This is a genomic window from Streptomyces sp. NPDC020681, assembly GCF_044334895.1.
Lineage (GTDB): Bacteria > Actinomycetota > Actinomycetes > Streptomycetales > Streptomycetaceae > Streptomyces.
The window spans coordinates 1-1,758 of record NZ_JBIRTX010000070.1; the positions used below are offsets into that span (position 1 = coordinate 1).

Annotated in this window: 1 protein-coding gene and 1 pseudogene; both read right to left on the reverse strand. The window is 64.6% G+C overall.

All coding sequences use genetic code 11. The features are described 5' to 3' along the window. Positions 1–1,304 (reverse strand): annotated as a pseudogene (locus ACH4YL_RS40705) (IS701 family transposase); the annotation flags it as partial. A gap of 81 nt (positions 1,305–1,385) precedes the next feature. Then, positions 1,386–1,758: IS5 family transposase (locus tag ACH4YL_RS40710; protein WP_398512584.1), on the reverse strand; the 373-nt coding region annotated here is incomplete at its 5' end.

Below are 1,758 nucleotides of genomic sequence, written 5' to 3' on the forward strand. Positions count from 1 at the left end.
GTCGAGTACGGCGATGATGGCTGCCCGGATCGCTGGCAGGGTTGGCTGCGGTGGCGGGCCATGGATTCTTTTTTTCCCGCTTCGCCTGTTTGAGGCGGCGGGATTGGAGGAAGGCGTAGGCAATCATGGCCATGAGGGCGTGCCGGTGAAGCCCTGTCCACGATCGTCCCTCGAAGTGATCGAGGCCGAGTTCTTCCTTCACCTGCTGATGCGCCTGCTCGCAAATCCAGCGCGCCTTGATCGCACCGGCCAGACGCGTGAGCGAGGTGTCGGCGGGCAGGTTGGACAGATAGTACTTGCGCTCTCCATTCGAGCGATGCTCGCCAATCAGCCAAGCTTCCTCGCCAGGCAGGTGTTGCGCGCCCATCGTGCCGATCCTCTGCGGCGCGCCGTCGGCGATACGCACGCGCCTTGCAGCGAAGCGGGCTTGCAGGCGCCCCTTCGTCCCGCGCCGCCAGCTCAGCATGCGCCAGGGCGCCTCCTCCAGCATCGCCTGCGCGCTGATCGAGGCCACGTCCGGGACATGGCGCTTGCGCGGGCGGCCGCGCCCGGCGACGGGAAAGATCATCGCGACGTCGACGGGATAGACTTTCTGCTTGAAGGGAATGCCCACCGCCCAGACAAGCCCTCGCTCGCTCAAGCCCTGCCGAAACGGTGCGGAGAGGCCGTATCCGGCATCGGCCAGCACGCAGCCGAAGCGCAGGCCCGCGGCGCGCACCCGATCGATCTCGGCGAGCGCGATCTCCGGCTTGGTCCGATAGACTGTGCGCTCCTCCGGCACGCCGGCGCGCGCCAACTTTGCGGGATCGCTCGTCCAGTTCTCAGGCAGGAACAGCCGCAACCCCACCATGACCGGAACTTCGCCGGAAGCCAGGGTCAGCGACACCAACGTCTGGCAGTTGGCGTTCTTCCCCAAGGCCGAGGCGTATTGCGGTGCGACACCGACAGAGCGCTCGCCCTTCTTCGGCAGGGCCGTGTCGTCGACGATCAGCCAGGCGTCAGCACCACCAACCATCCTGTCGGCTTCGGACAGCAAGACCCTCTCGAGCGGCGCTGCGTCCCAAGCGCCGCTGGCGATGAAGTGATGCAGTTGGTCGTAGCCGACGCCACTGTCGCGCGCCGCCATCGGCTGGACGCTTTTGCGATCACCCGCGCCGATCAATCCCGCCACATAGGCCGGACACATCCGCGCCCGCACCTTGTGCCGCAGAGCATCGAGAAACGGCGCAAGCCAGCGCTCAAGATCGGACTTCCAGTTCTCGTCCATGGCCGGCCCTCCATGAAGCCGACCACCCATGAATCACGCAAACCGCGCCACGGGAATCCTAAAAGCGCGCGGCTACTCAAAAATCTGCCAAAGTAGTGCTAGGCTCAGGACTCGTTGATCAGAGCCAGAAGATGACGGCTGCGGCGATACAGATAGCGGAGAAGAATGTGTGGGCGCATCGGTCGTAGCGTGTGGCGATGCGTCTCCAGTCCTTGAGCTTGGCGAAGAGGTTCTCGACCTTGTGGCGCTGGCGATAGAGCGCCTTGTCGTAAGGATAAGGGATTTTCCGGCTTCTGCTCGATGGAATGCAGGGTTCGATGCCCTTGGCGACGAGCGCCTGGCGGAACGGTGTGCTGTCATAACCTCGGTCGGCGATGAGCACCTTGGCTGGCGGCAGGGCAGCGAGCACGAGGCTTGCGCCCTTGTGGTCGCTCATCTGGCCTTCCGAGAGCAGCATAATGATCGGGCGGCCGGTATCGTCGCAGACAGTG